General features: G+C 72.7%; 19 protein-coding genes. 6 read left to right on the top strand and 13 right to left on the bottom strand.

All coding sequences use genetic code 11. The features are described from left to right. Positions 1-122: 122 nt before the first annotated feature. Positions 123-1,979: an asparagine synthase (glutamine-hydrolyzing) gene (gene asnB / locus FGW37_RS07005; RefSeq protein WP_179080264.1), complete on the top strand. Its 1,857-nt coding sequence runs from the start codon at positions 123-125 to the stop codon at positions 1,977-1,979. A gap of 18 nt (positions 1,980-1,997) precedes the next feature. Next, on the top strand, positions 1,998-2,369 hold the full coding sequence (locus FGW37_RS07000; protein ID WP_179080263.1) for a GntR family transcriptional regulator: 372 nt from the start codon (positions 1,998-2,000) through the stop codon (positions 2,367-2,369). A gap of 26 nt (positions 2,370-2,395) precedes the next feature. Here the strand turns inward: FGW37_RS07000 and FGW37_RS06995 are convergent, their stop codons facing one another. Next, positions 2,396-3,553, bottom strand: a complete 1,158-nt coding sequence (locus FGW37_RS06995; protein WP_179084552.1) for a DUF5925 domain-containing protein — start codon at positions 3,551-3,553, stop codon at positions 2,396-2,398. A 126-nt stretch (positions 3,554-3,679) separates the two neighbouring features. Between FGW37_RS06995 and FGW37_RS06990 the strand changes: the two genes are divergently transcribed. Continuing rightward, entirely contained in the window at positions 3,680-5,056 is a 1,377-nt protein-coding gene (locus FGW37_RS06990; RefSeq protein WP_179080262.1) for a xylan 1,4-beta-xylosidase, read from the top strand. A 70-nt stretch (positions 5,057-5,126) separates the two neighbouring features. On the opposite strand, the gene FGW37_RS06985 is transcribed toward FGW37_RS06990, so the two are convergent. The 6 genes from FGW37_RS06985 to FGW37_RS33220 form a co-directional block, all read right to left on the bottom strand. Further along, complete coding sequence (locus tag FGW37_RS06985; protein WP_179080261.1) at positions 5,127-8,906, bottom strand: lipopolysaccharide biosynthesis protein; 3,780 nt, start codon at positions 8,904-8,906, stop codon at positions 5,127-5,129. Further along, positions 8,899-9,699, bottom strand: coding sequence for a polysaccharide deacetylase family protein (locus FGW37_RS06980; protein WP_179080260.1), 801 nt, complete (start codon positions 9,697-9,699; stop codon positions 8,899-8,901). The genes FGW37_RS06985 and FGW37_RS06980 overlap by 8 nt, the downstream gene beginning before the upstream one ends. Continuing rightward, positions 9,696-10,766, bottom strand: coding sequence for a glycosyltransferase family 2 protein (locus FGW37_RS06975; RefSeq protein ID WP_179084551.1), 1,071 nt, complete (start codon positions 10,764-10,766; stop codon positions 9,696-9,698). Before FGW37_RS06975 ends, FGW37_RS06980 begins: the two co-directional genes overlap by 4 nt. Positions 10,767-10,768: 2 nt before the next feature. Then, a complete protein-coding gene (locus FGW37_RS06970) occupies positions 10,769-11,581 on the bottom strand; it encodes a glycosyltransferase family 2 protein (RefSeq protein ID WP_179080259.1) in 813 nt (270 codons plus the stop codon). A 410-nt stretch (positions 11,582-11,991) separates the two neighbouring features. After that, complete coding sequence (locus FGW37_RS06965; protein WP_179080258.1) at positions 11,992-13,086, bottom strand: GNAT family N-acetyltransferase; 1,095 nt, start codon at positions 13,084-13,086, stop codon at positions 11,992-11,994. 1 nt (position 13,087) lies between these two features. Continuing rightward, entirely contained in the window at positions 13,088-13,432 is a 345-nt protein-coding gene (locus tag FGW37_RS33220) for a hypothetical protein (protein WP_246430298.1), read from the bottom strand. 474 nt (positions 13,433-13,906) lie between these two features. Here FGW37_RS33220 and FGW37_RS06955 point away from each other — a divergent pair, with 474 nt between their 5' ends. Further along, positions 13,907-14,710, top strand: a complete 804-nt coding sequence (locus tag FGW37_RS06955; protein ID WP_179080256.1) for an SGNH/GDSL hydrolase family protein — start codon at positions 13,907-13,909, stop codon at positions 14,708-14,710. A 7-nt stretch (positions 14,711-14,717) separates the two neighbouring features. Here the strand turns inward: FGW37_RS06955 and FGW37_RS06950 are convergent, their stop codons facing one another. Next, complete coding sequence (locus FGW37_RS06950) at positions 14,718-16,403, bottom strand: serine/threonine-protein kinase (RefSeq protein ID WP_179080255.1); 1,686 nt, start codon at positions 16,401-16,403, stop codon at positions 14,718-14,720. A 240-nt stretch (positions 16,404-16,643) separates the two neighbouring features. Between FGW37_RS06950 and FGW37_RS06945 the strand changes: the two genes are divergently transcribed. Beyond that, complete coding sequence (locus tag FGW37_RS06945) at positions 16,644-16,907, top strand: hypothetical protein (RefSeq protein ID WP_058045109.1); 264 nt, start codon at positions 16,644-16,646, stop codon at positions 16,905-16,907. Between the two features lie 162 nt (positions 16,908-17,069). Here FGW37_RS06945 and FGW37_RS06940 read toward each other — a convergent pair whose 3' ends face one another. Beyond that, positions 17,070-17,858, bottom strand: coding sequence for an ABC transporter permease (locus tag FGW37_RS06940; RefSeq protein WP_179080254.1), 789 nt, complete (start codon positions 17,856-17,858; stop codon positions 17,070-17,072). Next, positions 17,855-18,865, bottom strand: a complete 1,011-nt coding sequence (locus tag FGW37_RS06935; RefSeq protein ID WP_179080253.1) for an ATP-binding cassette domain-containing protein — start codon at positions 18,863-18,865, stop codon at positions 17,855-17,857. Before FGW37_RS06935 ends, FGW37_RS06940 begins: the two co-directional genes overlap by 4 nt. Before the next feature lie 65 nt (positions 18,866-18,930). On the opposite strand from FGW37_RS06935, the gene FGW37_RS06930 reads away from it, so the two are divergent. Then, positions 18,931-19,716, top strand: a complete 786-nt coding sequence (locus FGW37_RS06930) for a TetR/AcrR family transcriptional regulator (RefSeq protein ID WP_179080252.1) — start codon at positions 18,931-18,933, stop codon at positions 19,714-19,716. On the opposite strand, the gene FGW37_RS06925 is transcribed toward FGW37_RS06930, so the two are convergent. The 3 genes from FGW37_RS06925 to FGW37_RS06915 form a co-directional block, all read right to left on the bottom strand. After that, entirely contained in the window at positions 19,662-20,417 is a 756-nt protein-coding gene (locus tag FGW37_RS06925) for a GntR family transcriptional regulator (RefSeq protein ID WP_179080251.1), read from the bottom strand. The genes FGW37_RS06930 and FGW37_RS06925 overlap by 55 nt on opposite strands. A gap of 22 nt (positions 20,418-20,439) precedes the next feature. Next, positions 20,440-21,789, bottom strand: coding sequence for a homogentisate 1,2-dioxygenase (gene hmgA / locus FGW37_RS06920; protein WP_179080250.1), 1,350 nt, complete (start codon positions 21,787-21,789; stop codon positions 20,440-20,442). A 100-nt stretch (positions 21,790-21,889) separates the two neighbouring features. After that, positions 21,890-22,507 (bottom strand): TetR/AcrR family transcriptional regulator, encoded by a 618-nt coding sequence (locus FGW37_RS06915; protein WP_179080249.1) that lies wholly within the window; start codon positions 22,505-22,507, stop codon positions 21,890-21,892. Positions 22,508-22,566 lie beyond the last annotated feature (59 nt).

Raw genomic sequence — 22,566 nt, 5'->3', positions numbered from 1 at the left:
ATCTATATGGGCGTACCGTGATCCCCGCGGTCCCCGCCGCCCCCGAGGCGGGGCCCGCACCCCACGGGGGAGCAGCCGTACCCGGGCACCCGGGCGGCCTACCGAAAGGGGAGAACGCAACGATGTGCGGGATCACCGGATGGATCTCCTACGACCAGGACCTCACGACGGCGGGCGGCACGCTCGAAGCGATGACGCACACCATGGCCTGCCGCGGCCCCGACGCCGGCGGCACCTGGTTCGACACCCACGCCGCCCTCGGCCACCGCCGCCTCGCCGTCATCGACATCGAGGGCGGCACCCAGCCCATGCGCGTCGAACGCGACGGCCGCACCCTGCTCGTCACCACCTACAGCGGCGAGGTCTACAACTACCGGGAGCTGCGGGCCGAGCTGGAGGGCCGCGGGCACGCCTTCCGCACCAGCAGCGACACCGAGGTCGTCCTGCACGCCTACCTCGAGTGGGGCGAGGACTTCACCGAACGTCTCAACGGCATGTACGCCTTCGCCCTGTGGGACCCGCGCACCGAGGAACTCCTCCTCGTCCGCGACCGCATGGGCATCAAGCCGCTGTACTACCACCCCACGCCCGACGGCGTCCTCTTCGGCTCCGAGCCCAAGGCCATCCTCGCCCACCCCGCCGTACGCCCCGCCGTCGACGCCGAAGGCCTCGCCGAGCTCATCGCCTTCACCAAGACCCCCGGCCACGCCGCCTACAAAGGCATGTACGAGCTGCCCCCCGGCCACACCGCCCGCATCCGCCGCGGCGGCCTGACCCTGCGCCGCTACTGGGCCCTGGAGGCCCGCGAGCACACCGACGACCTCAAGACCACCGTCCGTCACGTGCGCGACCTGCTCGACGACATCGTCGGCCGCCAGCTCATCGCCGACGTCCCCCTGTGCACCCTGCTCTCCGGCGGTCTCGACTCCTCCGCCATCACCGCCCTTGCCGCCAAGGGCCTCGCCGACGCCGGAGCCGGCCCCGTCCGCTCCTTCTCGGTCGATTTCACCGGCCACACCGAGAACTTCCGGCCGGACCCCCTGCGGCCCACCCCGGACGGCCCCTACGCCCACGCCCTCGCCGCGCACGTCGCCTCCCACCACTCCGACATCGTCCTCGACACCGCCGACCTGATGGCCAAGGCCAACCGCGACGCCGTCCTCGCCGCCCGCGACATGCCCATCAGCGGCTTCGGCGACGGTGACGTCTCCCTCTACCTGCTCTTCAAGGCCATCCGCGAACAGTCCACCGTCGCCCTGTCCGGCGAGTCCGCCGACGAGGTCTTCGGCGGCTACCGCTGGTTCCACGACCCCGGCCACGTGCACGCCGGCACCTTCCCCTGGGTCGCCGCCGGAGCCGCCGACCGCTTCGCCGGCGAGCACAGCGGAGGCCGCTCCGCCCTCCTCGACCGCGGCCTGCTCGCCAAGCTCGACCTCGCGGGCTACGAGGACACCCGCTACCGCGAAGCCCTCGCCGAAGTGCCCCGCCTGCCCGGCGAGAGCGGCCTGGAACGGCGCATGCGCGAGATCAGCTACCTGCACCTGACCCGCTTCGTCCAGCTCCTCCTCGACCGCAAGGACCGCGCCAGCATGGCCGTCGGCCTGGAGGTCCGCGTCCCCTTCTGCGACCACCGCCTCGTCGAGTACGTCTTCAACACCCCCTGGGCCATGAAGACCTTCGACGGCCGCGAGAAGTCCCTGCTGCGCGCCGCCACCCGCGACCTCCTGCCGGACGTCGTCGCCGACCGCGTCAAGAGCCCCTACCCCAGCATCCAGGACCCCCGCTACGCCGCCGCCCTGCGCGCCGAGCTCTCCCGGGTCCTCGCCGACAAGGACGCGCCCGTACGGCCCCTGCTCGACACCGCCGCCGTCGCCGACTCCCTCGCCGACGACGCCGGCGAGTCCTTCCGCTCCGCCACCGAACTCGTCCTCAACCTGGACACCTGGCTGCGCATGCACGACACCGCGCTGGAGCTGTAGAAGCGGTAGAGTCCGGGCGTGGCCCTGAAGATCACCGTCGACCCGGACGCGGCCGAGCCGCCCTACGAGCAGATCCGCGCCCGGATCGCCGAACGCGCCCGCTCCGGCGAACTCCCCGTCGGCTACAAGCTCCCGACGGTGCGCGGCCTCGCCGGGGAACTGGGCCTCGCCGTGAACACCGTCGCCAAGGCCTACCGCGCGCTGGAGGCCGACGGGGTCATCGAGACGCGGGGGCGCAACGGCACGTTCGTCGCCGCGCCCGGCGATGCGGCGGCCCGTGAGGCGGCGGCGGCCGCCGCCGCCTTCGCCCAGCGGGCGCACCGCCTGGGCCTGGACCGCGAGGCCGCCCGCGCGGCGGCGGAGGACGCCCTGCGGGCCGTGTACGAATAGTCGGGGTCCGGGGCGGAGCCCCGGGATCAGAGGTACAGCCCCGCATCCGCCCCGTCATGCTGCGGCGGCACCGACGCAGGCCCGCTGCCGCGCCGCAAGGCGAAGAGCTCCGCGAGCGTCGCCCCCTCGCGGCCCACTCCCTGGTCCGTGCCCAGCCAGCCCACGGCCTCCGCGCGGGTGAGCGGGCCCACCTCGATGCGGGCCAGGCAGCGGCCCGGCCGCACCACGGCGGGGTGCAGCCGCTCCAGGTCCTCGTTGGTGGTGACGCCGACGAGGACGTTGCGGCCCTGCCCGAGCAGCCCGTCCGTGAGGTTCAGCAGCCGCGACAGGGCCTGGCCCGCCGTGTGCTTGGCCTCGCCGCGGATCAGCTCGTCGCAGTCCTCCAGGAGCAGCAGCCGCCAGCGGCCCTTGGAGCCGCCGTCGTCCTCGCCGATGGCGATGTCCATCAGATAGCCGACGTCGTTGAACAGCCGTTCGGGGTCCAGCACGCAGTCCACCTGGCACCAGTCCCGCCAGGACCGCGCGAGCGTGCGCAGGGCGGAGGTCTTCCCGGTGCCGGGCGGGCCGTGGAGGAGGAGCAGCCGCCCCGCGATGTCATCCGGGGTGATCTTCATCAGCCGGTCCATGGCGTCCGCGACGCGCGCGGTGTAGTTGGGCCGGACCTCCTCCCACGTGCCCGCGGAGATCTGGCGGGTCGTCCGGTGCGGGCCGCGCCGCGGCGAGACGTACCAGAAGCCCATGGTCACGTGTTCGGGCTGCGGCTCGGGCTCGTCCTCCGCGCCCTCCACGGCCTGGCCGAGCACCTTCTTGGCCAGTTCGTCGCTGGTGGCCGTGACGGAGACGTCCGCGCCCCGGTTCCAGCGGGAGATCAGCAGTGTCCAGCCGTCGCCCTCGGCCAGGGTCGCGCTGCGGTCGTCGTCGCGGGCGGAGCGCACCACCTGGGCCGCGGGCGGCAGGAGCGTGGCCCCGGACTTCACGCGGTCCACGGAGCGGCTGTGCGCGTACGGCTGCTCGCCGGTGGCGAACCGGCCCAGGAAGAGGGCGTCGATGACATCGGACGGCGAGTCGCTGTCGTCCACGTTGAGGCGGATGGGCAGCGATTTCTCGGTCGGAATGAAGTCCGGGTCGGTGGGCAGGGCCTGCCTCCTGGCGCTGGGTCGGCGGTCGGCACACATGCCGCCCATGATCCGGCACGGGGAGTCCTTGCGCACCCGGGTTTTCCCCTGATTCACGACCGGATCCGCGATACCCGTCCACGTTCCCCCGGAAGGCGCCGCACATCGTTTCGGCCGCGGATACGCTTGCCCGTGATGGGACGACGTGGTGTGAGTCGGACGTTTTGGCGGGCCGGGCGGTGGCGGTTCGCCGTGCTGCTCGCGGCCGGTGCGGTCGCGCTGGCCCTGCTGCTCGTTCTCTGGGCGACCGGCCGGCAGACGGGAGGGGACGGTTCGGACGGCACGAACGGGGACAGAGCGGCGCTCGAGCTCGGCTGGGGCTTCACCCATACCCAGTACAGCGCCGACCGCGGTGACGACGCCGCCCGGCGGACCACGGCCGGGCTGCTCGCCGGCTCCCGCATGCCGCAGAACCAGCACATCATGGGCTGGGGGGTCGACAACCCCGAGCCCAAGCCCGGCACGTACAACTTCGGCGATCTCGACCGCCGCGTCGCCTACATGCGCAAGACCGGCACGCCCCCCGTGCTCACCCTGTGCTGTGCGCCCGACTGGATGAAGGGCGGCGGGCAGCGCACCGACTGGTCGCTGAAGTCCCTGGAGAAGGCGCCCGATCGCGCCCACTACAAGGACTTCGCCAAGCTGGCCGGCGTCATCGCCAAGCGCTATCCGGACGTTCGTCATTTCATCGTCTGGAACGAGTTCAAGGGCTTCTACGACGAGGGCCGCAACCGCTGGAACTACGAGGGCTACACCGAGCTGTACAACCTGGTCTACGCGGAGCTGAAGAAGCAGAACAGGGCCAACCTCGTCGGCGGCCCGTACATCAGCATGGACAGCAATCCGCCGGGCTCCTCCTCCAACGCCTCCTCCCTGCGCGGGCCCTGGGGCTCGGTCGACCAGCGGGCCGTCGACGCCCTCAAGTACTGGAACGCCCACAAGAAGGGCGCCGACTTCCTCGTCGTCGACGGCGCCAGCTACACCCGCGAGGACAGCGAGCTCTTCCCCGACGAGTTCGCCGCGACCCGCAAGTTCGCCGACGTGACCAGGTGGCTGCGCAAGACCGTCGACCTGCCGGTGTGGTGGTCCGAGTGGTACGTGGAGCCCGCCGACGCCAACGACGACCGCAAGTCCTGGACCGAGGCGCACCGCACCGCCGTCCACGCCACCGCCATGATCCACTTCGCCGGGGCGGGCACCTCCGCGGCCTTCTACTGGAACCCGGAGAAGACGGGCGATGACTGCCCCGGCTGCCTGTGGCGCAGCACCGAACTGAAGGGCGGCGGGGGCGGGCTGCCCATGCTGGACCTGCTGTCCCGTTTCGGGAAGGCCTTCCCGCCCGGTGCGGACCTGCGCACCCCGGAGATCACGGGGAACAACCGTGACGCCGTGACCGCCCTCGCCTCGGGCAGCACCGTCCTCGTCGTCAACATGCAGGACCGCCGGCTGACCGTCGAGGTCGACGGCGACAGCCTGGACCTGGCGCCCAACGAGATCCGCTGGACCGGCTGACCCGGCGGCCGCCTTCCCCCCCCGGCCGCAGCCGCATCCGGCTACGGCATCCGCTTCCCGGCGTCCGGGTTCACGACATCGTCGCGAAGCGGTGCACCAGCGAGGCCAGCAGGACCAGCAGCAGCGGCAGCGCGAACCAGTACGACGCCTGCAGCCGGCGCAGCTGACGCACCCCCGGCCGGGCCACGACCCGCAGCACCTCCCGCGCCGTCAGCAGCACCAGCAGCGCCACCGCCGCCAGACCGCCGACCACCGACACCGGCGTCCACGTCACCCGGGGGCCCGCCGGGCCCGGCCGGGGCTGCGGGGCCTCACCGGCCGGCTTGTCCTTCAGCTCGTACAGCACCGCATCGTCGTTGACGAGCACGCGGCGCAGCTCCGGCCGGCCGTCGAGCGTGAACCGCATCCGGGCGTCCCAGTCCGCCGCATAGCCTGCGTCGAGTTCGAGATAGACCGACTGGCCGCGGTTGACCATCAGATACGCCCGGGGGCCCGCCTTGCGGAGCGCGGTGACCAGATCGTCCACGCGGGCCGGATCACGAGGGGCGAGCGTCGCGTCGTAGTGCACCCGCTCCATGTCCCGGGCGCCCCACGGCATGGCGGGGGTGACGTTCTTCGAGGGGTCGCTGCTCATCCACAGCAGCCGTACGGTCGGCTCGTCGTGCGCGTACACGAAGTCCATCGCGGCGACCTCGCCGGGCCGCACCCGCTCGAAGGGCTCGTTGCCCCAGCGGGCCACCAGGAAGCCGAAGATCAGGACCAGGCCCGCCAGCAGTGCGGCCACCGGCGCGAGGACCGGCCGGCCGGGCCGCTCCGCGGCGTGCGGGAACAGCGCGAGCGCCGCCAGGACGCACGCGCCCGGCAGGGCGAAGAGGAAGACCCGCAGGGCCACCTCGCCGCCGTAGGACTGCATGCCGAAGGCCAGGAAGGGCACCCCGCTCAGCACCAGCAGCGCCACGTCGCCGATCCCCGCCCGGCGGCGGCGCCACCAGCCGATCGCCGCGAAGGACAGCATCCCGCCGGCGAGCACCACCCGGGCGTAGAGCACCAGCTTGTGGACGGGGCTGCCGCCCTCGATCCGGCCCGAGACCGACGAGGAGACATTGCCGCCCAGGGAGCCCAGACCGCCGAACAGCTCGTCGAAATGGCCCGACCAGTAGGGCTCCGCCAGGAAGCCCACCCACACGATCAGCATCACCCCGCACAGCAGCGGCAGCCCGCGCAGCGTGGAGCGGCGGGTGACCACCAGGGCGGTCAGCACCCCCAGCATCACGAACGGCGTCAGCTGGTGGCTGGCCACCGACGCAGCGAACAGGGCGATGACCACGGCCAGCAGCGCGCCCTGCGCCCTGCGCCCGGCCGGCTGCGGCTCCGTCTCGCCCGGGAGCAGCGTGCCGCGCAGCTGCCGGGGCCAGCGGAACCACACCAGCAGCACCGCGGCGAACAGCAGGTAGAAGAAGTAGTTGAGCGCCTGGGGCGAGAAGTAGTCCTGCCCCACCCAGCCGCACAGCACGAACAGCCAGGCCGCCGTCCACTTCGCCCGCCACCCCGCGCGCACGGCCCGCAGCAGCAGCGCGAGCGGTGCCAGGCACAGCAGCTGGATCGCCGTCGGCCACCAGCGCAGCATCTCGGTGAGGTCGCTCACGCCGGCCGTCTTCGCGGCGAACGCCATCAGGGCGAAGAAGCCCGGCCAGCTCCAGCGGGCGTCCAGGTCCGGCGCCGCCACGCCCGTGCGGTCGATGAAGTCCAGGAAGCCCAGGTGCTGCCAGGCCGTCGCGAAGCGCGGCTGATCCTCCAGCACCGCCGGCAGGGCGTGCAGGGAGATCACCGTCAGCAGCAGCACGGCCGTGAGCAGCCGGCGCCGCTGCCCGTCCAGCCGCAGCGCGGCCACGAAGGAGACGACCAGTAGCCCCGCCCCCGCCAGCGTCGCCACGGGCAGCACGGAGACCAGGCCGAGCCCGCCCATGCGGTCCAGGGCCGCCTCGCCGACGCCCACCAGCGGCAGCCAGTACAGCGCGAGGGCGCTCGCGAGCAGCAGCCAGACCATCGCCTCGGGGCCGCTCCACCACGGCGCCGGGCCCGGGGGAGCGGAGGCCTTCTCCTGCGCGGCCTTCTCCTGCGCGACCTTTTCCTGTGCCGCCTTCTCCCGCGCGGGCGCCGCGACGGGCTGCTCGGAGGCCGCCGCCTGGGACGCGGCCGGGGAGACGGAATGGGACACGACGACTGCCTCCGGGGTGTGCCGGAGATCAGGGCGCCTCTCCAAGTGGTCGAAGTCCAGCCGCACGCCCAGCGGCATCGTGTCGGCGTCGAGCGCGGCGCGCAGCGCCCAGCGGGTGCCGTAGGCGCCGCTGTCTCTCTCCCCGGGCTCCTGCTCGCCCTCACCCCCTAAGCCACGGGTGATGCCCTGCCGAGTCCCGCGCCGGAGCCCGCGGGGCTCGGTGCGCGGGGCGTCGCGCCGGTCGCCGCGGGCCGCCAGGTCGGCCAGATCGCCGTCCGGGGCCACGTCGGCGGCGTAGGCCGAGGGCTCCGGCCGGGCGCCGCGCAGTATCCGGCGGAGCTTGACCGCCGAGATGGAGACGATGACGGCCAGGCTGCAGATCTCGGCCACCCCCGCACCTGTGAGCCCCATGCGCGGCAGGAGCACCAGCGTCAGCCCGAGCACCAGCACGCACAGCAGCCCCTGGAGATAGGCCAGTCCGGCCGTCCGGCTCTGCGCCCGCAGCACCGCGAAGTAGACCTCCATGACCACGCGCAGCGCCGCGCCCACCGCGAACCAGCGCAGCAGCGGAGTGGCCGCCTGGGCGTAGCCGGGTCCGAAGACGCGCAGGATGTACGGCGCGAGGAGGAACAGCAGCAGACAGACCGGCACCATGATCGTGGCCATCCGGCGCAGCGCCGCCCGGCAGTTCTCCGCCAGCCGCGCCGGGTCGTGCGAGCCCTCCACCGTCAGCGACGCGCCCATGTTGATGGCGAGCAGGTTGACCGTGCCGCCGATGGTGGTGGTGATGTAGAAGTACGCGTTGTCCTCGGAGCTGACCTGGGAGGCGATGATCACCGGTACCAGGTAGACCACGGCCAGGGAGAACAGCGACCCCGTGTAGTCCCCGGCGAGGAAGCGGCCCATCTCCCGGTACGAGGCGGGACGCGCGATCGCTTCGGTGGCGGTCACGTGCCGGGGCACCAGACGGCGGAAGACCAGCCAGCCCAGCGGCAGCACCGACACGGCGATCGAGACCACCCACGAGACGAAGACGCCGGAGGTGGGCAGCGTCGCCGCCAGCGCCACCAGCAGGGCGAGCTTCACGGCCGAGAAGACCGTGTTGCCCACGGGCACCCACAGGGCCCGGCGCAGGCCGGTCAGCACTCCGTCCTGCAGGGTGAGCACCGACCAGGCGATGACGGCGGCGACGAAGCCCAGGCCGTTGAGCGAGCCGTTCAGGAAGCGGTACGAGGGCCCCCACGAGCCCAGGGTGAGCAGGAAGACGCACGCCGCGGACGCGACGAGCAGCGAGCTGCCCGCGTACGTCCGGAAGACGAGCTTGCCCGTCGTCCGCCCGGCGACCGGGATGAACCGCGCCAGCCCCCCGGTCAGGGTCACCGCGGTGAGCCCCGCCAGGAGCTTCATCGCGGCGATGGCCGCCGAGCCCTGGCCGACCGCCTCCTCCGTGTAGTACCGGGCGGCGATCAGCCAGTACCCGAGCCCGAGGACGGCGCTGATGCCCGTGTTGAGCATCAGCGCGAAGGCGTTGCGGAACAGCGGGCTGCCGCCGCCCCGCCCCGGCAGCCGCAGCCTGCGGCCGGCCGGCCCCTCCGTCTCCCGCTCCTCGGTTCGGGTGGACGTGTCAGACACGGGTTTCTGTTGCCTTCCTGACGACCTGACGGGTTCTGCGGTAGAGGGCGTAGCCCTTGGTGAGAGTCCGGTCCCGGGCGAAGATCCGCCCCACGCCCCGGCCCTCCACGAGCCGCTCGAACTCGGCGATACCCGTCGAGCGCCGCACCGTCACCCGCTCCAGGGCGTAGGGCCCCTGGGGACGGGTGGCCAGGCCGTTGCCCACCGCCAGGGAGATGCCGAAGCCCGCCGCCCGCACGATGCGGCGGACCCTGCGGCTGGAATACCCGTAGGGGTAGGCGAAGGAGACCGGTGCGCGCCCCAGCTCCGTGGCCAGCACCTCGCGGCACTTCAGCACTTCGAACCACAACTGGTCGTCCGGGAGCTGGTCCAGCTCGGGGTGGGTGTGGCTGTGCCCGCCGATCTCCATCCCCGAGGCCGCCAGCTCCTTGACCTGGCCCCAGCTCAGCATCAGATCGAGCGCGCCACCGGTGTCGTGCGGGCCGCGGAGCCAGCCGGTGGAGGCGAACAGCGTGGAGCGGAAGCGGTGCTCCGCCAGCGCGGGCAGGGCGTGCCGGTGCACGCCCTCGTAGCCGTCGTCGAACGTGATCAGCACCGGTTTCCGGGGCAGCCCGGAGCCGGAGCGCCACGCCGTGGCCAGCTCCTCCGCCGTCAGCGGGTGGAACCCGCGGTCGGCCAGGAGCCGCATCTGCCGCGCGAACGCGTGCGGCGAGACCGACAGGCCGTAGGTGGCGCGCGCCGGAGCGTGCGCCACCGCGTGATACATCAGTATCGGGACCCGCGACGCGCTCATGATCCGGCCTCCTCTGCCGGAGGTCTCGGCCCGGTCGGCTCCTGCGTCGCCGCCACCGCGTACCGGCTGCCGCTGCGGCGTGCCCGGAGGGTGCCCATCGCATAGCCCCCGGCCGCGGCCGTCACCCCGGCCAGGATCGCCCCGGCCCGCCCCGCCCCGCCGGGCCTGCCCAGCAGGGCGTCGCGCACCCCCCGGGCGATCCCGGCGGGCAGCACCCGCGTGGTGTACCGGCGCTCCGAGGCCAGGCCGGCCTGCGCCCCCACGCTCCGTGCCACCAGGGCCTTGGACAGGCCCTCGGCGTACGAGCGGGTCCACAGGTAGCGGAAGCGCTCGCGGGCCGCGGGCACGCGGTGGTGGATGACCGACCGGTCGTCGATCAGCAGCACGGCCTCGGGCATGGCCCGGGTCAGCCGGATGCACAGCTCCGTCTCCTCGCAGCCCAGCGGCAGCCGGTCGCCGTCGCGGCCGATGCCGCAGGCGAACCCGCCGGCCAGCTCGAAGGCCGACCGGCGGAAGGAGGCGTTGCCCCCGAGGACGTTGCGGACCGGCACCCTGCCGGGCGGCAGCCCCCGGTACGTACAGCCGACGGCCCAGTCGAACTCCTCGGGGAACCAGGCGGGCCGCCGACGGGACTCCCACACCGGCTGGGTGCGGCCGCCCACGGCCATCACCCGGGGGTCGGCATAGCCCTCCGCGAAGTGCCGCAGCCAGTCCCGCTCGGCGACGGCGTCGTCGTCGAGGAAGGCGATGACCTCGCCGGACGAGGCCTCGATGCCGGTGTTGCGGCCCGCGGACAGGCCGCGGGGGCCCGCGTTGGCGAGCACCCGCACCCCGTCCCCGGCACCGCCGCCGTCCCCGAAGTGCTCGGCGAGCCGCCGCAGCAGGGCCGGATTGTGGTCCACGACCACCAGGGTCTCCAGCGCGGGCCGGGACTGCTCGCGGACCGAGGCCACCGCGGCGACGATGTCGTCCCAGCGGTCCTCGGTGTACACGCAGACGACCACGGAGACCGAGGGCCCCGTGGCCGTGCCGGCGCCGTCCGCCGTGCCGGCCGGGGAAGTAGTGATCGTCAAGACACTTCCCCACGGTTGGCCGCGGGCGCGATGGCGAGCCGCTGAGGGGGGCGCCGCCGGGTGCCGCGCTCCTGCAGGATCACTTTCAGGACCCGCAGCCCGTCGCGCACGGCCCGCAGGTTGCTGGTGCCGTGGATGCGGACGAACTCGTGGCTGGGAATCTCCTGGACGCGCAGGCCCGCCTTGACGACTCTGATGTTCATCAGGGTCTCGACCTCGAAGCCGGCGCAGTCGAGGGCGATCTCGTCCAGGCAGTGCCTCCAGAAGGCGTTGTAGCCGTAGCACAGGTCGGTGTAGCGGGCGCCGAACTTGTGGTTGACGATCGAGCAGAGCACGCGGTTGCCGAGCTTGCGGATGGGCGTCATGTCGTCCGTGCCGCCGCCGTTGGCGAAGCGCGAGCCCTTGGCGAAGTCCGCACCGCCGACGAGCGCGGATACATAGCTGACGATCTCGTTGCCGTCGGCGGAGCCGTCCGCGTCGACCATCACGATGATCTCGCCCGTGCAGGCGGCGAAGCCGGTGATGAGTGCGTCGCCCTTGCCCTTGCCGAGCTGCCGGACCACCTTCACGTCCGGCCACAGCTGCCGTGCGACCTCGATGGTGCCGTCGGTGGAGTTGCCGTCGACGAGGACCACCTCGTGGACCCACTCCGGCAGCGTCTTGAAGACGTACGGGAGGTTCTCCGCCTCGTTCATGGCGGGGATGACGACGCTCACGGGTGGAGCTATCGCGAGATGCGACGTCACCGGGCGGTAATGGGCGGCGACCAGGGCCTCCTGATCGGCCGCCGGGCGCAGAAAAGAACTCATGACTCGGATGTCCCTCTCGTCCGGTGGACCGCCCGCCCCGAGCGGTCCGGTGGCGTATCCGGTTCGAAAAGGGGGTACTCACCCCGCCCTGACGGCGCTCATCGCCGCATGGGCCGGGTGAGCTGGCAACGGTTGCTCGCCGCGCGGTCAACGCGACACGGCGACTCTGATCAGCCGGACGCGGCACCCCCCACCGCGCCCCGCCCCGGGCACCATCGCGACGCTTGCCCTCCCCTTGAGCCGCTTTGCATGATGGGCCGATGCGGGTGGATGTACGACGGTATTGATGGTTGAGACTGTATGGCAAGAGCTGGTGCGGTGACTCCTCCTTTGGGTGTTTTTTGCGCCCAAGTCATGCATCGTGTTGACGCTTTGCGCCGCTGACGGCGCGCGCGGGACGCAATGCGCCCTCACTCACCCTGACGCAGCCTGCCCACGCGTTTGAGTAACCGGTCGGCGGGCTCGAAGAGCTCGGGCCGGGACACCACGGTGTTGCGCAGGGCCCGCACCGGCGCACGCCGGGCCCGGTGCCCCAGCGCCACCGGATGGCGTCGCATCACCCATCCCTCCCACACGCTGAGTTCACGCGTCTTCAGCGAATTCTTGTAGGTCTTCTCACCCCGCCCGAGATCGAGATAGCCCATCCCCGCGGCGGCCGCCCCTTCCGCCATGTGCAGGTGCAGCAGCAGGCCCGGCGAGAACTTCGCGAACGCCGGGTCGTACGAGGGGAACCAGCAGCAGAGGACCTGCCGCGAACGCAGCCCGAAGTGCGCCGCGACCGGCCGGTCCCCGGCGTACAGCACCGACAGCAGCCCTGCGAAGGACTCCGTCCTGGTGTGGAAGAGCTGCTCGACCAGGCGCACTATCCAGGGGCGCGCGAACCGGTCGCTGCGCCCTGTTCTTCGGTACTGCGCGGACTTCCAGGCGATCAGGGTCCGCAGCATCTGCGGGTCGCGCTCGTCGTGCACGTACCGCACTTCGCCGATGTCCCGGGCGAGCCGGCGCTCCTTGGCGAAGGTGGCGCGGAGGAACTTCGGCGACCGCTTGCGCAGGACCGCCAGATAGGACTCGAACCCCTGCTCCACATCCATCACGGGCGAGCGGAACGCCCCGGAGGCGCTCAACTCGAACGGCTTCTGCCCCTCCACCAGGTGGTCGAACTCCCACACCGAGAGCCCGCAGGCGTGCAGCAGCTCACGGGCGTCCCACTGGAAGCCGGTCCGGTGGACGAGCCCCTGGGCGTCCGAGAGCCCGAGCCCGATCGCGCGGCCCACTCCGAGGGGGGTGCGCTGGTACGGGAAGAAGCCCACGGGCTCGCCGTCCTCGCGCACCACCGCGATCCGCGCCCCGGTCCGGCACCGGCCGATGGCGAGGGCGAACTCGGGTGCGAGGAAAGGATTCGCAAGCTGCGGCGAGCCGTCCTCGACCGCCGCCGCCTGCAGGGCAGACCAGGCCGCCCGGTCGGCCGCGGTGAGGTCACCGGGCCGGTACACGCTGATGTCCACCTCAGGAAGCCCGACTTTTCGCCGTACGGCACCGGTGGTGCCGCACGTGTGCCAGCAGGAACAGGAGAAGGCTGACGGCCGCGACCGCGGCGACGCCACCCCGCACCGTCCAGGTGTGGAGCGCGAGCATGGCCTGGGCGACCAGCACGTCGACGGCGACGGCTCCGCCGGCCGCCACCACGGAGCGGCTCAGCGGATCGAGGCCGCGCAGCGCCGCCCCCACGGCGCAGGCCGGCGCGACGAGCAGGAAGAAGAGCGTGAACGGCGCACGCAGGGGTGAGCCGATGTCCGCGAGCGCCAGCACGGCGCCGACGCCCGCGATCGCCGTGGCGGCCCCGGCCGCCACGGGCAGGGAATCCCCGGCCGACGCGCGTGAGCCGCCCGGCCGGTCGGGTGCGGCCGGCGGTGCGGACCGGTCGGTGGCCGAGGCCGGATCGGACGGGCCGGAAGGTCCGGGTGGGCCGGACGGGACTGAAGAGCCGGGTGAGCCGGACGAGCCGGTGAGACCGGTGGGATCTGTGAAGCTCTGCATTGGCGACTTTGCCCCCCGAAGCGCCGGATGCCGAGGCTTCAATGTCGCGCAATCGGCGGAGCGACGTCAAGATGTGAAGGCCGTGCAAACGGGCTCCGGTTACCCGATCGGCACGGAACCGGAGTCTTTCGGTCAGGTGAATACTGCACGAATATGTCGGGCCGTCAAAATGTCCCCCGGTGTCGGTGGTTGAGCGTTCATTGGCTCACATTTTTGACATGGACACTTCCGGTAGCCACGGGCTGCTGCTACCACGGGTACGGCAGAAACCCTGGTAAAGGAGGTTCCATGAAGCTGTCCCGCCTCGCGGGTTCCCTCTCCGCGATCACCCTCGCCGCCGCCCTGGCCCTCACCGGTGCCGGCTCCGCCCAGGCTTCGACGAAGCCCGCAACTCCCGCCTATGTGGCGCTCGGTGACTCCTATTCGTCCGGTCTCGGAGCCGGGAGCTACTACACGAACAGCGGGGACTGCAAGCGCAGCTCCAAGTCGTACCCTGCGCTCTGGGCCGCCGCGCACGCCCCCGCGAGCTTCGCCTTCGCCGCCTGCGCGGGGGCCCGAACGGGTGATGTTCTCGGCAAGCAGCTCGGCCCGCTGAACAGCTCGACCGGGCTCGTCTCGCTCAGCATCGGCGGCAACGACGCCGGCTTCAGCGACACCATGGTCACGTGCGTGCTGAACTCCGACAGTGCCTGCATCAATCGAATCAATGAAGCCAGAACATTTGTCCAGAACACCCTTCCCGGTGAACTCGACAAGGTCTATACCGCCATCAAGGGAAGAGCGCCTTCCGCTCATGTCGTCGTCCTCGGATATCCACGCTTCTACAAACTCGGCGCGAGTTGCACCGGGCTCAGCGAGACCAAGAGGAAGGCCATCAACGCGGCCGCCGATCTGCTCAACTCCGTCATCGCCAAGCGGGTCGCCGACCACGGCTTCACCTACGGCGACGCCGCGGCCGCCTTCGCCGGCCACGAGCTGTGCTCCGGCAGCCCCTGGCTCAACAGCGTGACCCTGCCCGTCGAGAGCTCCTACCACCCGACCGCGGCCGGTCAGTCCGGCGGCTACCTGCCGGTCTTCTCCAGGGCCGCCTGACCGCTCCTCAGTACCCGTAACCCGGGTCCGTCGACGCGGAGTGCGGCGGGCCCGGCGACCGGGACGGGCGGGACGGGCCCGCCGACGACGGCCGGTCCGACGGGCGGCCGGACGGCGGCTCCTGGCAGGTGACGGTGAACGGTACGCGATTGGAGGTGATCTTCTGCGGGCTCCTGACCTCGACTGCGAGCCAGTCCCTGCCCGTGCCGTGCTCGGTCTCGACGTACGTCAGGCCGAGGCTCCTGCCCGCCGTGATGTCGGAGGTCCGCCAGGGGTCGACCTGACCGCTGCCCGTGACCACGCGGTAGGAGAGCCGGGCGGGGGTGCGGTCGACGGTGAAGGTCACCCGGAACGAGGGGCCCGCGCTCTTCGGCGGACAGGGGCCGGTGTAGGAGTCGCGCACCGCCTCGACGGAGACCCGCAGGCCGTACGAGGAGCCGCCGCCGTCCGCGGTCTTCCCGGAGCCGTCCCCCGACGCCGACCGCGACCCCGCGTTGTTGTCCGGCGCGGTGGAGCCCGCGCTGCCGGCGGCGGAGCCGCCCTCGTCGCCCTCGCCCCTGCTGAAGGCCCAGGCCAGTCCGCCCACCAGCAGGGCGAGCACGACGGCGGCCACCGCGAACACCAGACCCGGGCGGCGTCGCCGGTCGTCACCGGTGGTGCTCAGGCCGCCCGGGGGTTCCGCGGGCCCGTAGGACCCGTCGCCGGCCGGCGGGCCGAAGCCGCCGCCGGCGCCGCGCTCCCCGGAGAACGCCGGTGGGCCGGCGGGTGCCTCGCGCCGCGGGTGCGCCGGAACCGTCGGGGCCTCGGAGGTGGGCGGTGCGCCCGGGGTGGAGAGGGTGCCGCCCTGCGCCACCACCCGCAGCATCCCCTCCGCCTCCTCGGCGCCGAGCCGCAGGGCGGGATCCTTGCGCAGCAGCCCTTCCAGGACGGGTGCGAGCGCCCCTGCCCGCACGGGCGCCGGGAGCTGCTGGTCCACCACGGCCCGCATGGTGGAGAGCGGGGTGTCCTGACGGAAGGGGGAGACGCCCTCCACCGCCGCGTACAGCGTCACTCCGAGGGACCAGAGGTCCGACCCCGGCCCCGGCGGATGCCCCAGCGCCCGCTCGGGGGCCAGGAACTCGGGCGAGCCCACCAGCTCCCCGGTCCGCGTCAGCGCCGAGCTCCCCTCGACCGTCGCGATACCGAAGTCGGTGAGCACGACACGCCCGTCGTTGGCGAGAATGACGTTGCCCGGTTTTACGTCCCGGTGCAGCACGCCCGCCGCGTGCGCCCCCCGGAGCGCGGAGAGCACACCGGCGCCGATGTGCGCCGCGCGCGCCGGGGCCAGAGGGCCCTCGCCCTCCAGGACGTCGGCCAGGGACAGGCCGCGCACCAGCTCCATCACGATCCAGGGCCGCCCGTCCTCGGTGGCCACGTCGAAGACGGTGACGACATGGGGGTGCGAGATGCGCGCCGCGGCCCTGGCCTCGCGCTCCAGGCGCACGTACAGCTGCCGTATCTCGTGCTCGAGCAGGCCCGACGGCGCCCGGACCTCCTTGACGGCCACCTCGCGGTCGAGCACTTCGTCCCGCGCGCGCCACACCACGCCCATACCGCCCTGGCCCAACCGCTCCAGCAGCCGGTAGCGGCCCGCCACCACCCGGTCCGGCGGCACCGCTGCGCCCTCCGGACCGCCCCCGAACGTCCCGCTCATCGACGGGCCCCCTCCACCAAGAGAGCGATTCGGGGTGAATCTACCGCAACGGAGCGTGATTGCCCCCTCTTCTGCATATCCTTGTCCCGCTAACTCGCCCACAGTGACGGCAGGTTCACGCCAGCCCTGTCAACGCCCTTGACGGAGTGGTGAATCCGCCCCGCCGATGCGCGGGTGACGGAATGGGGCGGTAGGGTTACCCTGCCTGAGCCGGGTGCCTCGTTCGGGTGGGGAGTCTCAATGGATCAGATAGCAATGCGCGGCAGGCCACGAGTGCCTGCCATCAGCTGCAACAGCGGTGCGTCAAGCGCGCGCCTCGACCGCCATCTCGCGGTGCTGGGCGGGCCTGCCGTGCCCCAGCGCGAAGTCGAGGGGGCGACCCTGCTGATGCGCGAGCTGACCACGCGTGATCACGCGCGCACCAAGCAGAGCCGGACCGCGAAGGTCTCCCTCTTGGCGCCGCTGAGACGCCTGCGTCGCTCCCTGTTCGGCAACCACGACTGAGCCCCGCCCCGAGCGCAGCGCCCCGCAGCCGTTCCGTCATCGACCAGCCGTTCCGTCATCGACAGCGACACCGGTGCGACGCCGTCGGCCCTCCACCCTCTCCCCAGGGCGCGGCCGTACGGCGCCGTGGCATGTCCGGGCCCCTCTGCGGCCGTGCCGCGATCAGGCTGAGTCCCGTGCGTACCGCCGTACCGTGAGCGGCACGAACACCGCGAGCAGCAGCACCGCCCAGCCGGTCGCCGCCAGGACGGGGTGCGCGACCGGCCAGGACGCGTCCGCCGCGGTACTGCCGTTGCCGAAGAGCTCCCGGCAGGCGGTGGTGAGCGCGCTGATCGGGTTCCACTCGGCCACGGTGCGCAGCCAGCCCGGCATGCCCTCGGTCGGCACGTAGGCGTTCGACAGCAGAGGCAGCATGAAGGTCGCGCCGGCCAGCTGGCCCGCGGTCTCCTCGCTCCCGAGCACCATCCCCAGGTAGTGGCCCACCCAGGCCGTGACCAGCCGGAAGAGCAGCAGCAGCGCGAAGGCGCCGGCGGCGCCGGCCGCACCGCCCTCGATCCGCCAGCCGACGGCTAGCCCGCACAGCACCAGCGGCACCATCCCGATCGCCGCGAGCGTCACGTCCGCCGCCGTCTGCCCGGCCGGAAGGGCGAACCGGCTCATGGGCAGGGTGCGGAAGCGGTCCATCACCCCGCGCTGGGAATCCTGCGCGGACGCCAGCATGGATGTCATCACTCCGTTGACGGCCGTCACCGCGAACAACCCCGGTACGAGGTACGCCCGGTAGTTCGCGCCCCCTTCCAGCGCCACTGCGCTGCCGAAGACGTAACCGAAGAACAGCAGCATCGTCACGGGCATGGTGAGGGTGATGACGAGCAGCCCGGGCACGCGTCGCATGCGCCGGAGGTGGCGGCCGAGCACGGCCCGGGTGTCGGACAGCGCGAGGGAGCTCATGCGGCGGCCTCCCCGGCTCCGGCACCGGCCTCGGCTCCGGCCTCAGCTCCGGCCTCGTCCCCGGTGCGGTCGCCCGCGCCGGAGGTCAGGTGCAGGAAGACCTCGTCCAGCGTGGGCTGCCGCAGGCCGGCGTCGGCGAGGGGGACGCCCGCCGCGTCGAGTTCGCGCACGAGGTGAGGGAGCGTCAGGTCAGGGTCGGTGGTGACCGCTGCGGCCGCGCGCCTCCCGGTGTCGAGGACCGGCCGCCCGCCGGTGAGCCGGGCCAGGACGGCCGCCGCGCCCGCGAGTGCCTCCTCCTGCGTGACGACCACCTCGGCGCGGGCGCCGAGCCGGGCCTTGAGCTGTGCGGGGGTGCCCCGTACGGCGGCTCGCCCGTGGTCGATCAGTACGACGTCGTCGGCCAACTGGTCGGCCTCCTCCAGGTATTGCGTGGTGAGCAGCACGGTGGTGCCGTGCTGCGTCAGTTCGCGGACGGCGTTCCAGATCGTGCTGCGGCTGGCCGGGTCGAGGCCGGTCGTCGGCTCGTCGAGGAAGAGCACGCGTGGTTTGGTCAGCACGCTCGCGGCGAGGTCGAGCCGGCGGCGCATGCCGCCCGAGTAGGTGCGGGCCGGGCGGTCGGCGGCGTCCCCGAGGCCGAAGTGCTCCAGCAGGACGTCGGCGCGGGCGTGCGCGGTCGCGCGGCCCAGCCGGTGCAGCCGGCCGAACAGCCGCAGGTTCTCGCGGCCCGTCAGATCGGCGTCCACGGAGGTCGCCTGGCCGGTCACCCCGATGGCACGGCGTACGTCCCGGGGCGCGCGCACCACGTCGTGCCCGGCGATCCGTGCGGTGCCCGCGTCGGGGCCGATGAGCGTGGTCAGGAGGCGGACCGCGGTGGTCTTGCCCGCGCCGTTGCGCCCCAGCAGGGCGCAGACGCTTCCTTCGGGCACGGCCAGGTCGAGCCCGCGCAGCGCGTGGACGGCCCCGAACCGCTTCTCCAGGCCCTCACTAAGTACAGCGTACGTAGTCATGGCGCGACCCTACCCCACTACGTACGTCGTACGTAACTAGGATGGTGGGCGAGGTGATGTGATCCATGGCAGCCAGCGGCCGCACGGCCAACCCCGAGATCATCTGGGCGCGCCCCGAACGCGCGGCCCGCGGCCCGCGCCCCGCGCACACCCGCGCCGAGATCGCGGCCGCGGCCGTGCGCGTCGCGGACGCGGAGGGGCCCGAGGGCGTCTCGATGCGCCGCGTGGCCGCCGAGACCGGCTGCGGCACGATGTCGCTCTACAACTACGTCCCGCGCAAGGAGGACCTGTACGAGCTGATGGTCGACGCCGTCAGCGCCGAGTACGACCTCTCCGCGCCGCCCTCGGGCGACTGGCGCGCCGACACCCTCGCCCTCGCGGGGCAGACGCGCGCCCTGATGCACCGCCACCCCTGGCTGCCGCGGCTGATGTCGCCCGCCCACGGCTTCAGCCCGAACGCCCTGCGGTACCTGGAGTACTTCCTGTGGGTGCTGGAGCCCCTCGACGCCGAGGGAAGCACCAAGATGGAGCTCATCTCGATGGTCAACGGGGTCGTCTCCGCCTACGTGGTCAACGAGCTCTCCGAGGCCGAGCGGGCCCGCACCTCGCCCTTCCCGCCCGGTCAGGAGCACGCCGCGCGCATGGCCCACCTGGCGCGCGAGCTCTCCGGCGGCGCCTACCCGCGCCTGGCCGGCGTCCTCGGCACGGGCTTCGCCGCCGTGGACCTCGACGCCCAGTTCGAGCGCGCCCTCGGGCGGCTGCTCGACGGCTTCGCCCCGGGGCGCGCCGGCCGGCGTCAGTCGGTGTCCGCCTCCAGCGTGACGCTGAAGGAGAACCGGTCGCCCCGGTAGCGGATCCGGGCCACGTCCACCGCCCGGCCCGAGGCGTCGTACGTCACGCCCGTGTAGTGCAGGATCGGGCTCAGCAGTGGCACCTCCAGCAGCCGTGCCGTCTCCGGGTCGGCCAGGCGGGCCTCGACCGTGTCGGTGATCCGGCTGATCCGCACGCCCACCGCGTCCCGCAGCACCTTCGTCATCGGCCAGCGCGCCAGGTCCGCCAGGTCGATGCGCTCGGCGAGCTCGGGGCGGACGAGGTTCTCCGCCCAGTTCGTCGGCTCGCCCGACTCCCCGTCGCAGCGCAGCCGGCGGAAGACCACCGCCTCCTCCAGGCCGGGGAAGTACTCGCCCAGCTCCGCCGGGACCGCCGCCCGCCCGTGGCCCAGCACGGTGGTCCGCTCGCCGGACTGCTGCGCCACGATCGCGTCCACCGAGCCCAGCAGCCGCACGGGGGAGACCCGCCGGGCGCTCGGCTCGATGAAGGTGCCGCGCCGCCGGTGCCTGCTGATCAGGCCCTCCGCCTCCAGCTCCTTCAGCGCCTGCCGCATGGTCAGCACGCTCACGCCGTAGTGCTCGGCGAGGGCGTCCTCGGTGGGCAGGCGCAGCGGGTCGCTCGGGCAGCGCCCGAGTATCGAGGCGCGCAGCGACTGCGACACCTGGTACCACAGCGGCAGCTTGCGGTTGAGCGCGAGGGAGTCGGGGGCGAAGGTGGTCACGGACACTCCGGCTCGTACGGCGTCACGGGCGGGGCTGGCGGAAATGACGCTCCAGACCCTGCCACACGTCGTCGTAGCGTGTCTGGAGATGGCCGGCGGTACGGGCCTGCTCCGTCGCGGTCACGGGCCAGCGCGTCTCGAACATGAAGGCCAGGCCGTCGTCCACCTTCTGCGGCTTCAGCTCGGCCGTGCTCGCCTTGTCGAAGGTGTCCCGGTCCGGGCCGTGCGCCGACATCATGTTGTGCAGCGAGCCGCCGCCCGGGACGAAGCCGCCCTTCCCGGCGGCCTTCGCGTCGTAGGCGCCCTCGATGAGGCCCATGTACTCGCTCATCACGTTCCGGTGGAAGTACGGCGGCCGGAAGGTGTCCTCGCCCACCAGCCAGCGCGGCGCGAAGACGACGAAGTCGACGCCCGCCAGGCCCGGGGTGTCCGACGGGGAGGTGAGCACCGTGAAGATCGACGGGTCCGGGTGGTCGTAGCTGATCGAGCCGAGGACGTTGAAGCGGCGCAGGTCGTAGACGTACGGGACGAGGTTGCCGTGCCAGGCGACCACGTCCAGCGGCGAGTGGTCGTACGTCGCCGTCCAGAGGTTGCCGCAGAACTTGTTGACGACCTCGACGGGGCCCGCGTCATCGGAGTCTTCGTACGCGGCGACCGGGGCGAGGAAGTCGCGGGCGTTCGCCAGCCCGTTCGCACCGATCGGCCCCAGGTCGGGGAGGACGAAGGGCTGCCCGTAGTTCTCGCAGACGTAGCCGCGAGCGCCGGCGTCCAGCAGCTCCACCCGGAAGCGCACCCCGCGCGGGATCAGGGCCACGTGCCCGGGCTCGGCGCGCAGCAGCCCGAACTCCGTGCGCAGCAGCAGCCCGCCGCGCTCGGGCACGATGAGCAGCTCGCCGTCGGAGTCGCTGAACACCCGGTCCGTCATCGAGGCGTTCGCGGCGTAGAGGTGGACGGCCATGCCGGCGCGCTGGGTGACGTCGCCGTTGCCGCCCAGGGTCCACAGGCCGGCCAGGAAGTCGGTGCCCTCGGCCGGCTCGGGCAGCGGGTCCCAGCGCAGCCGGTTGGGGTCGGGCACGGCGTCGGCGAACGGCGCGCTCGCCAGGTGCCCGTTGCCGGTGCGGGTGAAGGGCGGGTGCGCGGCGGAGGGCCGGATGCGGTAGAGCCACGACCGGCGGTTGCTGTGCCGCGGCTCGGTGAAGGCCGTGCCGCTCAGCTGCTCCGCGTACAGCCCGAGCGGGGCCCGCTGCGGGGAGTTGCGCCCTTCGGGCAGCGCCCCCGGGACGGCCTCGCTGCTGTGCTCGTTGCCGAAACCGGCCGAGTAGGCGAGCCCCTCGGCGGCCTTCCGCGCCTGCTCGTTGCCCGTACCGCTCATCGCGTGCTCCCAGCGCCGATGGATTCCTATGGGAGACCGTAGGATTACCGGCGGGGCGCGTCAATGGATCAGCCCGGGAAACGGGCGCCGAACGGGCGCCCTACTTCTTCGCGTACCCCACCATGCGCAGCGCCAGGTCCGCGTACAGCTCGCCCACCTCGTCCGGCGTGCGCTTGCCCTCGGCGTTGAACCACCTGGCGACGTCGATGCACAGCGACAGCACCGCCAGCGTCGTCCCCGGCACGTCCGGGGTGCCGAAGTCGCCCGAGGCCACCCCGTCCTCGACGATGGTGCGCACCGCGGCGTCGGAGTCCCGGCGCAGGGAGACGATCTCGGCGTAGTGCTCTTCGCTCAGCGCCCCCAGCTCGTACTGCACGACCCGGGCGGTGGTGTGGTGCTCGGCGTGCCAGCGGACGAAGCACCGCACGGCCTCGGAGAGGCGGTCGGCGGGGCTGCCGGCCGAGTCCCGCGCCCGGCGCAGGATGCCGAGGGCGAGCCGGTGGCCGACGCTGCTGATGCGGTAGAGCAGCTCTTCCTTCGTCTTGTAGTGGATGTAGAGCGCCGCGGGGCTCATGCCGGCGCGGCCGGCGATGTCGCGGGTGGTCGTGGCGTGGTAGCCGCGCTCGGCGAAGGCCTCGACGGCGGCGATCACCAGCCGCCGCGCGGCATCGGGCGTGACATCGGCCCACTGCCCGCTCTGCTGCCCCTCCGCACCCATCGCAACGCCCCGCTCTCCCGGCCCGCCCCGGGCCCTGCGCCCGCGGAACGAACACCATA

The organism is Streptomyces rectiverticillatus (assembly GCF_013394065.1).
GTDB lineage: Bacteria > Actinomycetota > Actinomycetes > Streptomycetales > Streptomycetaceae > Streptomyces > Streptomyces rectiverticillatus.
This window is presented reverse-complemented; position numbering and strand designations above follow the sequence as displayed.